Here is a 14,820-nt window from a genome sequence, read left to right as displayed (position 1 = left end):
ACTAATAAAAATTTATTTTAAATTTGCCAATGACCCCATTGGATCCCATGGTTCCAATTCAATAATTGGTTGATCTAAGGCTTCTAACCATTTCTGGTCAAGGTATTTCTTATCAACTGTCACTTGGTAATTATATTCATCAAACCAATCATCACTCATTGAGAAAATACCCTTATCGCCAGATTTTTCACCCCAGCTATTTTCAACTTTCCAATTAACTGGTTTGCCATCCGCATCTAAGTCTACACCCACTAAAAGCATGGCATGAGTTAATAAACTCTCACCATAATCTAAGCGCTCAGCCTTATTTAATTGAGGCGCTTCAGTTAAGATGGCTTCATAATCATATAAGTCTTTATCCATAATACCCAATTCACGATCACTCATCTTACCAACATCACAACCGAACCAAACTGGCTTGCCATCTTTGATTGAAGCGATCGCAGAGTCTTTGAGCACTTCAATTGGAGCATTAATGTATGTAATCGGGTGGCCTTCAGCTACGGAAGCTAAATATTTGACGGTGAATGCGCGTCCGAAAGGCTTATCTTCAGTCGGTGCATTGATTACACTGATTTGGCCTTCCAAGTCCCAACCTACATATTTATTAAAGAAATCTTGTGGTGTGATGTCTTCAATCCGGTGATATTTTCCATCCTTGTCACGGTAACTGTATGAGAATTTTTCTGGAACCTGACCCAACGCTTTAACTAAGATGTTGTAAATAACGTACAACATATCTTCTTTCATTGCCTTTAAGTCTTCTTTTGAAGCCTTATTTTGATAAGCTGTTCTTAATTCTTTAGCAAAAGCTCTTAAACGTTTAGTAATTATTGATACCATTTCATAAGTATTAGAAGAATGGTAAGTTTCTGGCATTACCGATTTAGGAACTGAACCATACTTTTGCAGTAAAGCTGTGAACATATCCCATTGTCCACCATCTTCGACCGGTGCTTGCAATAAGTGTTGAACCACGCGTGAATTTAAAGGTTCATCTGCCGTTTCAATGATAGAATCCAAGAAGAAGTTTGATTTTTCTAACTTATCCCAGAATAGAGTATAATTTTGCGAAAATTCAAAAGTTTCTAAGTTCAACTCTTCCATTGCATTCACACGCGCGCCATTTAAGGCAGCAAACATCCAACAACGACCGCTTTTCTTCTGATCAGTAATCTTACCTCGTTTTGTTTCATCAGAGAAAACAAACGAATGGTCTTTTACAGCCTCATTGTTAAATGAAGATTGATTGAATCCAACTTTTGCTACAGCATTTTCTACTGAATGGTTGATAGGTTCTGTTTGATATTTTGTTTTGAATGATTGTATTAGTTCTTGATTAATTGTCATAGTCATTTCCTTTCTTTTGCAACATTTTTATGATTTTTCCAAATGAATTGGAATTTAAAATTTATTTAAACGGCTGAATTGCTTTGGATAATATTACCCTATTATCCTAGCCGCTCTTCACCTAAATATCTTATAGTGACATCACTTCCTTTGATAGAAATTATGAATGAACGAACTAGTCCTATTAGAGCTGTCCTCAATAGCAATGCATTCTATGTAAATTTCACTAGAATGGTCTTGCTCTCAATAGGTAGAATAATTACTTAGGCTGATTGACACAGCATTTTTAATATAAGAAAAACTAAACTAAGAGTTCTTCTTTAATAATATCATATACTAACATTAGATTAATTTCAATGTTTTTTTAGGTTAATCTAAATTACCTTTTTTGTTATATCTTTTATAACCGAATTTATTTACATAACTCTCTTTCTATAAGCGAAGAAATTCAAGCCACAATGCCTTTACTTGATCTAGATCAAATTGAATCACTTGATTAAAATGATACCTCGAACAAATAAATTGAACAAAGCGCGCTCCTAAATAATAACCACAATCGGGTCTACCTCGATAGCTCACCCAGTCACCAAAGTAAATTTGATTATCGGTAGTCATCTTGCTTATATCATGATGAAAATCTTTCTTGATAGTAGCTAAGTGAAGATCGCACCATTCTAACCATCCATTAGAATCTTGATGAAAATAATTCAAATTTCCTACTAATACTTGCTCAAAATACATTGCAATTCCTTCGGTAAAGAGTAACCATAAAAAATAGTTTTCACCTTGCTCAAATTGGTCAAAATTACCATATTGTTGATGATAGACATGCCCTAATTCATGATAAATAAGTCCATACATACGGTCTTTACTCATCCAATCTAACTCGATAATTTTTTCAATTCCCAATAGAATATAAGTTTTTCTGTCCAGTTCTACTACCCAACCTGCCCCATTACATAAACCTAAATAAAGCATAATTGTAACATCTAGCTCTTTGCCAAATGCTTGAATAACTTTTTTATTTAACCCCCCAGTTACTTGCCTAAATGAGTCTACTACTTTGAGCCGCTTTTTGCTTTCTGAAAAAGCCCTATTTATAATTGGTAAAAAATCTTTTTCAAAGCTAAACTTTCCACTAGCATGCAGTCTTTTGACGTCATCAATAAATAAATCCTGATGGTTGGGTAGCCATTTATCAATATATTCTTTCCATAAATTGAATTGAAACTGTCCATTTACAAATAATTGATCAACTTCAGCGGTCGTATTAATGATTTCCATACCAAATCTCCTCTTATTAACTATGTCAGCACACCCTATAGATCTGATCATTGCCAAATAAAGACCAGGATAATTTAAGCTATTTAGGATTAGTCTTATTCAGCCAACCAGCAATTTCTTCAGCTATTTTTTCAGGTTGGTCTTGATAGATAGCATGACTCGTGTTTTCGATAATTTTCATGCTTATATTATCATTTAAATTTTTAGATCTTTTTAGCTTGGTCGGTAAAACCTCTTGAAGATCACTAATCAGAAGCAATGTAGGTGTTTTATATGCTTTACTAGTAATCGATAACTGAATCGAATGATTAAGAATCAAAAGATTCAAAGCACTCTCCTCGTTCATATATTTATAATTACCACTAGATAAGATTTGCTTTGCATTGATCAGTTCATCTTCCAGTGATACTCCAAAATCTTCACTTGAGATAATCCCTCCATCAAGTAAAATGACTTTAGAAATATTACTTAAATGTGTAGCTAGAAAAGCAGCTATTTCACCTCCGATAGAATGCCCTATTATAATAGATGGTTTCTCCCCGATAGTCTCCTTATAAAAGTTAATCAGATCTTCTTTAGCTACTACCTTGTCATTAAAGGCCTCTTCATGTCCGGGTAAATAGAGATAATTTACTCGTAATCCTTTGTTAGACAATAATTTCAAAAAATTTTCACTATCTTCCTTTATGCCACCAAAACCATTAATAAAATAGATACATTCTTCCAACATATTGCTCTCCTTAATCTTATAAAAAACAGATTGTTAAAGTGGTTAAATACATAAATCAATTATACAGCTATACTAAGACTACTTTCAAAGTATTTTTGAATGTTCCATAAACTTGCTCAATGGATAAAAATCATAAATTTATGAGGACTTTAACTCAACTTATAATCAAATAATAATAGTTACATTTTAACATAGTAATAGTTACTGTTTTTTTCTTATTTGTACCGTAGTTATTATCATTTGTGTTGGTCTAATCGCTTATTGATATACCGTTATTCATCTCAGTCCTCTTGTCGCAACAGTCGTGTTTTCATTTATGTAACTTGAAGTTATTTCTTTTATATTTTTTTTAAATTTACCTTACTTTTACTTAGAATTTACTGAAAATTTACAATGCTTTGCTATGTTATATCTAGATGAATAAATCATCAATAAATTATAAAGAAGGATTGAGCAAATGAAAAAAACAGTAATTCTATCATTATGTGCTTCTGTATTAATGTCAGTATGTGCCCCTACAATGGCTTCTGCTAAACAAGAAGAAGGTCAATGGTCTGAACTCCCAGTAGCAACTTTAGAAGAAGGCCGTCCTTTAACTGAAGATTTATCTCTAATCTCTGAAAGCCAAGCTAAATACGTCTTCTTATTCATCGGAGATGGCATGGGTAATATCCCTGTTTCAGCTGCTGAATACTACTTAGGCCCAGATAACGGTGATGAAGGTAACGGACAGGCAGTAGCTCAACCGTTAAATTTCGCTAAATTCCCTGTTGTTGGTTTGCAAAATCCGACAGATGCTGATCACTATGTTCCAGACTCTGCTGGTACTGCTACTGCTTTTGGAAACGGCGTGAAGATTGATTCAAACGTTATTGGTTTAACCCCTGGGTTTACTGAACAAACAGAATCAATTGCTGAAAAAGCTCAAGCTCAAGGTAAAGCTGTTGGTATCCTTTCTACAGTAACTTTAAATCACGCTACTCCTGCTGCCTTCTATTCAAACGTTGAACACCGTAGAAATTATTACGAAATCGGTGAACAAATGGCTGCTTCAAACTTTGAATATTTTGCAGGTGGTTCTCTTGGAAAGCGTACAGGTGCTGAAGATGATCAAAAAGACTTATACGAAGTTTTAGAAGAAAAAGGATATATGGTAGCCGATACTCAAGAAGAATTTGATACTATTACTGCTGACACAGAGAAAGTTTATGCACCTGCATCTGTTCTTTCTGAATTAGATGGTTCTTCTATGAAATATGCGATTGACCGTCAAGAAGGTGAACCTACATTAGCAGATATGGTTTCTAAAGGAATTGAAGTCTTAAGCGCTAATGAAGAAGGATTCTTCATGATGACAGAATCTGGTAAGATTGACTGGGCAGAGCACGCAAACGATGCAGCAACAACTATTAAAGAAGTTATTGACTTCCAAGACTCTATCCAAGAAGCAATTGATTTCTACTATGAACATCCGGAAGAAACTTTAATCGTTGTTACAGCTGACCATCCTACAGGCGGCTTCTCTATCGGAAACTCAGAAACAGGCTATAACTCTTACTTCCACTTATTAGACAACCAAAAAGTTTCTCAAGAACAATTTGATGTAATCTTTGCTAAAGCCAAAGAAGAAAACCCAGAAATGACTTTTGAAGATGCTGTTCCGTTACTAGAAGAAAACTTCGGATTTATCTTTGACCTAGAAGCAGAAGAAGTTGTAAAGACTGCTGGCGAAGTCGAGAAAGCTGCTGAAGAAGGTGAAGAAGAAGCCAAAGACTTAATGTTAGTAACACCTTATGAATTAGCAGAATTACGTTATGCTTTCGAACAAACAATGAAACCATATGAAGAACGTAATCTGGGGCAAGCAGATATTATCAAAGGCTACCATGCATATGAACCATTATCCATCGCTGCTACACGTCTATTAGCACGTAAAGCTGGTTTAGCATTCACAACTGTTGACCACTCACCTGAGAAAGTTCCAGTATTTGCAATCGGTGCTGGTGCTGCCATGTTTGAAGGCAACTTCGAAAATACAGATATTGCTTACAAGATCTTAGCAGCTATGGGCTTATATGAAGGCGGCGACACTAAGATCGCACCTTTAGAAGTAACAAAGAAAGTAACTGGAGCAAGTGAAGAAGAAACAAAAGAAACTTCTGTTGCAGATGAAACAGTTGAAGAAGAAGAATCTTCCGAAGAAAGTACTGAAGCTGAATCAAGTGAAGAAACTACTGATAATACTTCAGAAGAGGATTCATCTGAAGAAACCTCTGAAGAAACTACAGAAAGCTCTGCTGAATAATTAATACATTTGTCACAAAAAGCACAGCTAAGATAAGGCTGTGCTTTTATTCTTTAAGGAGAATCTTATGCAACTTAAATCTATTTTAGCAAGTTTCCTTTTGTTTATTTCCCTACTCTCACCTTATTCTCTTGTTAAAGCTGAAAGCTCAAGCATGAAAGAATTACCTTTCAGCGGATACTATCTAGCCCCTGAAGCAAGCGGTATCGAAGGGTTGCTTTTTCAAGAAAATCAATTAGTTATCTATATAAAAGATGAGTCGAGATATACTCATCATGATCATGGACATGACCATGAATATAACTATGATAATGAACAGCAACATGTGGAAAAAGATATTATATCAAACGAAGACCATCACGAAGACACCATTGATCAAGCATTTATAGAATGGTTATTCGAATTTAACGCTTACCCTTATCCAGACCTTAAGGATTATTCTACATCTGTTCAAGAAAGATATAAGAAAGAAAATAATCTTCCAATTGACTTAAAAGAAGTTTATCTAGCCATTGTAGATCAGATAACACCTGAAATGACTCAAAGAAACATCTTAGACTTGATCAATCAAACGGTTCCTGATATTTCGTATACCGAAAAAAATGATTATAATTATTTCACTATTTCCTGCCCAACCGTAACTGTAAATAACGATAATTGGACCGTCCAATTATTCGGTGAAGAAATTTTTTCTTTTGTGCAACAGTCTGGACAATTAGTTGATAATCATGGAAATACCTATGAATATATTGATGGAATTACCCCCAATTAAACGCTGATAGGTTGTGATAAAATGAAAAAAATACATATTTCTTTATTGCTTTTAACTGTCTTAACCCTCAATCTACTTTTTCCACACGACACTTTCGCACAACCAGAAGCTGAGGTTAAAGAAACACATCATATGAAAGTAGACGGTCACCATGAAGGACATCACATTAAGGCTAATTTTATTCCTAATAAAATTCTTAATCCTGACGATAGTCTATATCAAGCCCCAGATAGAATTAAACAATATGTTGGTTTTTATAAGGCTCAAGTCGAAGTTCCTCCATTAGATCTAAATTTACACATTATTGTCTCAATCGAAGAAAATGGACTATTTAATTTGGCCCACTACTTTTCCAAACGAGATGGTAAAGAAAGCATTCGTTTCTACGTAAATGAGAATGAAACAATTGAATCTATACCCGCTCCATATCAAGACCTCGTTATCTTGACAGGAGGTCTCAAAGATTTTGAAGGTGGCTTAGGGTCAGGCTTAGTTCGTAAGACCTTGTCACCTGTTGTATTTTTAAATAATCATGGCAAACCCGAAAGCTTATATCCTTATCAATCAATGGCTTATGATCTTCGTGAAAACTATCAAGATGCCAGAGTTTATCAAAACGTTGGTCTTTATATAATAAATGATGAAATTGTGATCGATGTAAACCATTTGATTGGTCTAGATGATGAACAAGAAAATAGAATCGTATTAAAAGCTACACGTTTTAAAAATGAAGATGCTTTCCTAGTTGAACAGAAAACATATGAAATTCTTCAAGAAGCTTTTGATCACTATCTTGATGATTATAATGATTTTAAGCTTCAATTTAAAAATAGTAATGACTTTGTTCAAGTCATTCAAGCGATGCATTTGAAGACCAACGCCAGTTTTCCTGCCGACACTAAATTTGAACTGATCGATCCTAGTCTAGTTAATAAAGACAGTAAAAATGAAAATACATTTGCCCTATTAATTAATGACCAAATCTTATATTTCTATGACGGAGAAAAATTATTTGTTGCAGATGAAATTGAAAATACTAATGGAAGCTATTCTGCGCATGAATGGCAGACGAATTAGTAAATTCATGACACATGAGAGGAGCTTCACTATGGATAAAGAAAAAGACGAATTTCGTAATGACCCGCATGATCCGGATAACTTCCGCAACAAACTGAAACAGGATGATCTTGCTTCTAAAGGTCCGAAAGAAATTGTCTCAGAAACGAAGATCGCTGACCCGCATGATCCAAACCACCTTCGAAACAAATTAAACCAGAAGAATCATGCCTGTAGAAATTTAGAAAATACATTGTCAGAAACGAAGATCACTGACCCGCATGATTCAGATCGTCGTGGCAATCGTTGATAGAATTTACTTACATCTCTTAAAAGCATATCTCTTGTAACATAAACAAAAAGTTGATACTCTAAAGTTAAAGGAGATGATATAAATGTTTTTAATCATGCAACACATCATACCAAAAGCAGGAAAAGCAGAAAACATCATCAATAAATTATCGAACCGAGAATTAATTACTAAACAACCCGGCTTCATCAACCTTTCAGTAAGTAAAGGAATTGAAGAAGACTTAATTGTCGTTTTAGGTTCATGGAAATCAAAAGAAGATTGGGAAAATTGGGAAAATTCAGAAGAGCGTAAAAAGTTAGGAGATCCTGATAAAGATCATATCGAATCAATAGAATCACATAAGCTTCAAATTCTAAAGGATGAAAAAATGCCTAAGTAAAAATACTATTTACTCAAAAAAGCGAGAACCATACGGTTCCTCGCTTTTTTTACTCTGGAAAAACCATTCATTCAAAATCTTAAAGAATGATCTCTTCAAAAATAATTTCTACCACTAAATTTTAATCTACTGTTTGAAATAAATCTTGTTAAAAAATTTGGCGAGTCGTTTTTTGCAATTTGAATATCTATCTTCTCAATTAAGTTAAATGAAAAAAAGCTACACATCAAATTTAGAATTAATGTGTAGCATTTTTAATGACTTGATTTCCCCTATTATAAGCTATCAATCAATTCTAACATCTCACTATTTTCAGGGATATCCTTCATTGAATGGCCATAATGGATAAAGCGCAATTTTCCATTTTTATCCACTAGCATTTGGGCTGGCATGCGACCCATTTTAAATAAATTCACTTCTTGACCATATAATTTTAAAACGGAATGGTTCGGGTCTGGTAGCCCATAAAATTCTAATTCATTTTCTTTCCAATACTCGGCAAATTTTTCATTTCCTTCAGGACCAATGACAACAATAGCGGTATCCCTCTCTTCAAACATGTTATAATCTTTATGCAACTGCATCATGTGCTTGCGGCAGAAAGGTCATACAAAACCTCTGTTTAATACAAGCATTACATTTTTACTTCCTTTAAAATCTGACAGCTTAACTGTTTTTCCTTCGAAATCCTCTAATTCAAAGTCTGGTGCTTTTTTATTGACTTCAATACTTGCCATAAAATCATTCCTTCCGTTCATTGATTAAAAGATATACTATTTAAAATTAATTATCATTCAACTTTATTAAATAGGTAAATTAGTTGAGTTATTAATCTTAAATCATTAACTTCATATACCTAATTAAATAAAACCGCTTTAAATAGTTGATACTTATATGATACCACTCATTACTTATTAGGTTTAAGCATTTGCAAAAACAATTATATAAATATAGAGATATTAATAAAGACATGAATAAAAATTCATGTCTCTCAAAATTAATTTATTTTAACACTTTTATCCTATTCATTAGATTCAGTCAGAACTTTTTGAACAGCTGGATCTTCTTTAAGATGCTCCACCATTCGTTTAACATTTGGATAATCTTTATATGTTTTTTCTAAATTCTTAGTCCAAGTTGCAAAAATGAATGCTAATGCATCAAGAACAGTTCGTTTGTTTTGATAAAGATGGTTGCTGTCACCAATAATATCATCAAGATGCTTGAAGTTTGCGTCAATACGAGCGGGCGCAGATTTCCTAGCCATCTCGATAGTATCAGAGTTTTCTGAAATGGTATAACGTTGTGGGTTAAAGAATGGCCAAAATGATGGGTGAATATCAGCTGAAAGGAATAATGCAGTCTCATCGAATTCAAAGATATTTTCCAAACCTTCATTTGCTCCTAAATCTTTCTCCGGTACTAAATTAGCAATATATTGCAAAATAGCTCCGGCTTGTGTCATCGGACGGTCAGCGCCAATTTCAAGGGCTGGTACCATGCCTAAAGGGTTAATTTTACGATATTCTGGATCATTGTAGTTTACTCGAACTGTTTCATACTCTAATCCAGACCATTCTAACGCAATCCAACAAGCCAAGGAACAAGTGCCCGGTGCATAGTATAACTTCAACATTTTATCAAACCTTCCTTTTATAAAAATTTAACCAAATATTTTGATTACCTTTAACCGATTGATATGACTAGCTATTCTTAAAGAGAAGCAGTTACGCCACCATCAATTACAAACTCTGAACCCGTAGAATATCTTGCTTCATCTGAAGCTAAAAAGACGATCATATTAGATACTTCTTCTGGTTGTGCTACTCGACGCATCGGAATGGTCTCTTTAAACTTATCTACCGCTTCTTTAACACCAGGTTGTTCTAGCATTGGGGTGTGAACTACACCTGGATGAACCGAATTGACCGTAATATTATAAGGTGATAATTCTCTAGCAGCCGCTTTAGTCATTCCTCTAATAGCAAACTTGGTGTCTGTATAACCAATAGCGCCACCAATCAAACCGTTCATGGAAGAAATATTAATTATCGAGCCTTGTTTTTGCTCCTTCATAATTGGAGTGACAGCTTTAATTCCTAAGAAAACAGATACTTGATTTATATTTACAATTTTCATGTAATCATCAAGTGAGATGTCTTCAATTTTCATATTATAAGTTATGCCAGCGTTATTAACGAGGGCATCGATTTTTCCCCACTTGTCCATCGTCGCATCAATGACTTTTTTCCAGTCTTCTTCTTTGGTAACATCTTGCTTAATAAATAAGATGTTTTGTCCAAGTTCTTTCGCTACCTCATTACCTTTTTCTTCATTAATATCAGTAATGACTACCATAGCACCTTCGGTTAAAGCTACTTCAGCATGGACCTTCCCCATTCCCTGAGCACCACCTGTAATAATAATGACTTTGTCTTTTAATCTTTCCAACTTATTACCTCCTAGTATTAATATTTAACAAGTTATAACATCTACTATCTCAATAGTACGCCTCTTTATACACTTAAGCCAACAAAGAGTCTCATCAAATAAGGCGATATAAATTTTTTACAAAATGAAAAGACGCTCTAATAAGATTGGAAAGAAAAATTATAGAATTTTTCTCAAAATTTTATGTTTAAAATCTGTGTAAGGTGGAAACATTAAATGAGGGTTAAAGCAAGTTGACCGCTTCAACATTGATTTCTGATGGGTAAATGCTTTAAAACTAGCATACCCATGATAAGCTCCCCTACCAGATGGTCCAACTCCTCCAAAAGGCAAATTTGGATTACCGAGATGAAGCATGGTGTCATTTATACAGCCGCCACCAAAGGATAGATTCATCGTGAAATAATTAATCGCTTCTTTATTTTGACTAAAAATATACGCAGCTAAAGGTTTAGGGCGTTTCTTCATCTCTTGAATTAAGACGTGCATATCTGAATAAACCATAATGGGTAAGATGGGACCAAACAATTCCTCTTGCATCGAAGGATCTGTCCAGTTCACTTCATCCATTAAGGTTGGAGCAACATACCGCTCCTCGACATTTACCTGTCCCCCTAAAATAATATTATCTCTTTCTTGTTCAATGATAGAAGCGAGTCGCTGAGTGGATTCTCTAGTGATTATTCTGCCATAATCTTTACTGTTTTTTGGGGAATTCCCATAAAATTGTTGGATCGTTTGACGTAATGCTTGAATAAACTGCTTATGAACTGATTGATGAACCAAGACGTAATCAGGAGCCACGCAAGTTTGTCCAGCGTTCGTAAATTTCCCGAAAGCAATTCGTTTAGCGGCCACTGAAAGATTAGCTGTTTCATCTATAATCGCTGGACTTTTACCACCTAATTCTAAGGTATGAGGCGTTAAACGCTCTGCACAAGCTTTAGCAATTACCTTCCCTACTGCTACACTTCCCGTAAAGAAGATATAATCAAACGGAGCATGGATAAGAGCGGTTACCGTTTCTTTTCCTCCTTCAACTACCGAAATATAAGCAGGATTAAAAGCCATATTCACGATTTTTTTTATAACTCTTGCAGTATTTATAGCTGTTTCAGACGGCTTGATAATCGCTGTATTTCCTCCAATAATAGCTCCAATCAAAGGTTCGATCACTAACTGAAAGGGATAATTGAAGGGACCTATAATACACGTTACCCCATAAGGATCATGTACCTTGTAACTTTTAGCTGGTTGTAAAGGTAAAGGCGTACGAACTCTTACAGGTCGCATCCAGCGTGAAAGTTTTTTCTTAATCTTATTAATGCTCATGTAAACCAAACTAATTTCAGTTAAATAGGCTTCAACTTCATTCTTATGTAAGTCTTTTTGTAAGGCCTCAAGGATTTCTTTTTCATAATGGTGAATAGCTTCTTCTAAATTTTCGATCTGCCGAATACGAAAGGCATGCGATTGTGTTGCACCACTATTGAAAAAGGACTGTTGATCTGCTAGTAATTGTTCGATTTTTTGCTCAATAACCGCCATTAGAATCCCCGCTTTCTTTATATTGATTTTACTTAAAGAATTAATTTAATACTTTTCTAAAGAGAGTTCTACGATTTGCTGACATAGTTCTTCATAACATATACCTTTAGCCAGAGCTTCTTGAGGTAATAAACTAGTAGGAGTCATACCTGGCAATGAATTTACTTCAATGCAATAAATATCATTTTCACTATTCATTAAAAAATCTACCCTGCCATACACTTTTAAATCAAGCTTACGAAAAATCTTAAGGGCAATTTGTTGCATTTTTTTGCTGAGATTAGGTTGAAGGTTTGCTGGTGTAATTTCTTCAGTAGCCCCTGCTTGATATTTATTCGAATAGTCGTAAAAGCCCTCTTTAGGTATTAACTCTATTACAGGAAGAGCTTGGTTTCCTAATATACCTACCGAAAATTCGCGACCTATAATCTTTTTTTCCACTAAGATTTTGTCAGAATATTTTTTCGCCTGATTAATCGAAGCCATAAGCTGCGATTGTTCGTCAACAATCTCAACACCAATACTTGATCCGTTATCATTTGGCTTAACAACCGCTGGAGCTTCCATATTCACTTCGTCATAATCTTCAATTACCCACCATTCTGGAGTTGGAATATTGTTTGCTACCATGATTTCTTTAGAAACAATTTTATCCATGGCTAGTAAACTGCCTTTATAATCCGAACCCGTATATTTAATTTGATACAAATCGAATAATGCTTGAAGAACACCATTCTCGCCTATTCCACCGTGCAAGCCAAGGAAAACAATATCAGCCGATTGACAAATTGAAATAACGTTCATTCCAATTTGATTCGTTCGGTTTTGATTTTCCCGTATCATTTTTTGTAAATCTGGTGCTTTTTTAGGAACTCGATAGGTGTACTTACTTTTACCATATAAACGGTAAGCCTCTTCAAATTCTCGCACATCTTTCATACCAATATACAAGTCTAAAAGTAATACACGATGCCCGTTTTTAATTAAAGCATTAGAAATTTGTGAACCAGATGATAGCGAAACATCTCTTTCATCACTGAGCCCACCAGCTAAAACAACAATATCCATAAAGTCTCCCTCAACTTTCAAATATTAAAAATATAAATTTTTACGTAATCAAATGACTCTTACTATATATTATAAAGAATTTGACTGCTATATTTATCTTTTGGAAGAGATTGTTAAAAACTTCGATTATGCAAAAATATAAGCATATCTCTTCTTAAACCTCTCACTTTATTTAAAACATACTCTTGTTGGATGTAAGAGGCAACTAAGAAGCCTCATTGATTTTAATATAAAAAAAACTTCCTACAAATCAGACGTAATGTTTAAATCTATCTCCCTTTTGCTTATGGTTTAATTCTTTAATCAAGGTGACAACAACTAGGCTCAGAATCAATACAAAAGATAATGAAATAATAACAATGAAATAAAAAATTATTAAAAATTAAAAATTAAGGTAGAATTGGAGCTTTAAAAGGAATAAAAAGGGCTCTAACTCTCCTATACTATCTAGGAAAGTTAGAGTTTTGGTTTGCGCTGTACATCAGTTACAGATATTTATAAGTGTTTTATCTAAGTATGTAGCATTCTCAATAAAACGTTCAGCAATACTAAAAATATTTTATTGTGATAAAAAGATTTTGTCTTTTATTTTACCATATGCATTTCTTCTAGTTGTGCCTCGATACTTTCTTGGTCGACACCAGCTTGTAACAAAGTTGCAGCAGTATAAGCTCCTTCTACAACTGGCACATCGTATATCTTGATCGTTTTATCGCTCATTTCCATAGCCATTTCTAGATTCATCTTTGCACTACCCAAATCATAAAAAGCTAATATGTTTTCAGCTGAATTATTATTGATAGCTTCTAATGCTGTATCATAGCTTGTCCCTACTTCTTTTTGATCCACTCCGCCTATGACTTGAATATCAACATCTGCTGCTACTTGTTGTAATAAACGGTGAATTCCTTCAGCAATTTCATAGACATGTGAGACAATCACAATTCCTGTTTTTTTCATTATTTTGCCTCCGCTTCTAGCATTGCGTGGAATAATAAACCTGAAGAATATGCACCTGGGTCAATATGACCAACAGAACGCTCTCCCACATAAGATGCTCGTCCCTTTTTAGCTTTTAAAGGCTTGGTCGCTTCCACTGCCTCATCAATTAATTCGTGGGTTAATTGATCCTTTTCAACCGCTTCTACCACAGCTATCCATAAATCAACCATTGTTTTGTCGCCTTTTTCGGCTTTTCCACGCTTTTGAATATTTTCTAACCCAGCTTTTAAAACAGTTGCCCAATCCTCAGCTGTTGATTCAGCTTTCATCATACCCATAAATGCTGAACCATACAGTGGTCCTGAAGCTCCACCAACTTTACTTAACAAATTGGTCGTAATTAATTTAAGTAAGTCATTGAATGTTTCTGGTTTTTGCTCTTCAATCGTTTTCATTACATGAGTCATACCACGAGACATATTATTTCCATGGTCACTATCTCCAATAGGGGTATCTAATTGTGTTAGATATTCTTTTTCATTTTGAACTTTTTCATTGAATAATTCCATCCAACGAATTCCAGTCTCTAGATTCATTTAAAATAATCATCCTTTCATTTTTC

At 34.3% G+C, this 14,820-nt stretch carries 15 protein-coding genes; 5 read left to right on the top strand and 10 right to left on the bottom strand.

Annotation, left to right across the window (positions count from 1 at the left end):
* Positions 1-12: 12 nt before the first annotated feature.
* From HF969_RS02325 to HF969_RS02315, 3 genes are all read right to left on the bottom strand, one after another.
* Positions 13-1,350 (bottom strand): C1 family peptidase, encoded by a 1,338-nt coding sequence (locus tag HF969_RS02325; protein ID WP_090289165.1) that lies wholly within the window; start codon positions 1,348-1,350, stop codon positions 13-15.
* A 432-nt stretch (positions 1,351-1,782) separates the two neighbouring features.
* A complete protein-coding gene (locus tag HF969_RS02320) occupies positions 1,783-2,634 on the bottom strand; it encodes a DUF2268 domain-containing putative Zn-dependent protease (RefSeq protein WP_090289164.1) in 852 nt (283 codons plus the stop codon).
* 79 nt (positions 2,635-2,713) lie between these two features.
* On the bottom strand, positions 2,714-3,364 hold the full coding sequence (locus HF969_RS02315) for an alpha/beta fold hydrolase (protein ID WP_090289163.1): 651 nt from the start codon (positions 3,362-3,364) through the stop codon (positions 2,714-2,716).
* A gap of 457 nt (positions 3,365-3,821) precedes the next feature.
* Between HF969_RS02315 and HF969_RS02310 the strand changes: the two genes are divergently transcribed.
* The 5 genes from HF969_RS02310 to HF969_RS02290 all read left to right on the top strand — a co-directional run bounded on the left by HF969_RS02310 (position 3,822) and on the right by HF969_RS02290 (position 8,189).
* On the top strand, positions 3,822-5,669 hold the full coding sequence (locus HF969_RS02310; protein ID WP_090289162.1) for an alkaline phosphatase: 1,848 nt from the start codon (positions 3,822-3,824) through the stop codon (positions 5,667-5,669).
* A 67-nt stretch (positions 5,670-5,736) separates the two neighbouring features.
* The gene (locus HF969_RS02305; protein WP_090289161.1) at positions 5,737-6,441 is read left to right on the top strand and encodes a hypothetical protein; all 705 of its coding nucleotides are present in this window, start codon (positions 5,737-5,739) and stop codon (positions 6,439-6,441) included.
* Positions 6,442-6,462: 21 nt separating this feature from the next.
* The gene (locus HF969_RS02300; protein WP_090289160.1) at positions 6,463-7,518 is read left to right on the top strand and encodes a hypothetical protein; all 1,056 of its coding nucleotides are present in this window, start codon (positions 6,463-6,465) and stop codon (positions 7,516-7,518) included.
* Entirely contained in the window at positions 7,499-7,807 is a 309-nt protein-coding gene (locus HF969_RS02295; RefSeq protein WP_168427137.1) for a hypothetical protein, read from the top strand. Before HF969_RS02300 ends, HF969_RS02295 begins: the two co-directional genes overlap by 20 nt.
* A gap of 85 nt (positions 7,808-7,892) precedes the next feature.
* Positions 7,893-8,189 (top strand): antibiotic biosynthesis monooxygenase family protein, encoded by a 297-nt coding sequence (locus HF969_RS02290; RefSeq protein ID WP_090289158.1) that lies wholly within the window; start codon positions 7,893-7,895, stop codon positions 8,187-8,189.
* A gap of 275 nt (positions 8,190-8,464) precedes the next feature.
* On the opposite strand, the gene HF969_RS02285 is transcribed toward HF969_RS02290, so the two are convergent.
* From HF969_RS02285 to dhaL, 7 genes are all read right to left on the bottom strand, one after another.
* Positions 8,465-8,926 carry a peroxiredoxin family protein gene (locus HF969_RS02285; RefSeq protein WP_245694795.1) on the bottom strand — a complete coding sequence of 154 codons (462 nt, stop codon included), beginning with the start codon at positions 8,924-8,926 and terminating at the stop codon, positions 8,465-8,467.
* Between the two features lie 284 nt (positions 8,927-9,210).
* A complete protein-coding gene (locus HF969_RS02275) occupies positions 9,211-9,825 on the bottom strand; it encodes a glutathione S-transferase family protein (protein ID WP_210727865.1) in 615 nt (204 codons plus the stop codon).
* A gap of 77 nt (positions 9,826-9,902) precedes the next feature.
* Positions 9,903-10,640, bottom strand: coding sequence for an SDR family NAD(P)-dependent oxidoreductase (locus tag HF969_RS02270; RefSeq protein ID WP_090289155.1), 738 nt, complete (start codon positions 10,638-10,640; stop codon positions 9,903-9,905).
* A 159-nt stretch (positions 10,641-10,799) separates the two neighbouring features.
* Complete coding sequence (locus HF969_RS02265; RefSeq protein WP_090289154.1) at positions 10,800-12,188, bottom strand: aldehyde dehydrogenase; 1,389 nt, start codon at positions 12,186-12,188, stop codon at positions 10,800-10,802.
* A 45-nt stretch (positions 12,189-12,233) separates the two neighbouring features.
* Entirely contained in the window at positions 12,234-13,256 is a 1,023-nt protein-coding gene (locus HF969_RS02260) for a D-alanine--D-alanine ligase family protein (RefSeq protein ID WP_090289153.1), read from the bottom strand.
* Between the two features lie 585 nt (positions 13,257-13,841).
* Positions 13,842-14,216 (bottom strand): dihydroxyacetone kinase phosphoryl donor subunit DhaM, encoded by a 375-nt coding sequence (dhaM, locus tag HF969_RS02255; protein ID WP_090289152.1) that lies wholly within the window; start codon positions 14,214-14,216, stop codon positions 13,842-13,844.
* Positions 14,216-14,794 (bottom strand): dihydroxyacetone kinase subunit DhaL, encoded by a 579-nt coding sequence (gene dhaL, locus HF969_RS02250; RefSeq protein WP_090289151.1) that lies wholly within the window; start codon positions 14,792-14,794, stop codon positions 14,216-14,218. Before dhaL ends, dhaM begins: the two co-directional genes overlap by 1 nt.
* Positions 14,795-14,820 lie beyond the last annotated feature (26 nt).

Origin of the sequence: Facklamia miroungae (assembly GCF_012396555.1) — a bacterium.
In the GTDB taxonomy this organism is placed as follows: Bacteria; Bacillota; Bacilli; order Lactobacillales; family Aerococcaceae; genus Facklamia; species Facklamia miroungae.
The sequence above is the reverse complement of the archived record's forward strand: the minus strand, read 5'-3'. Positions and strand labels throughout refer to the sequence as shown.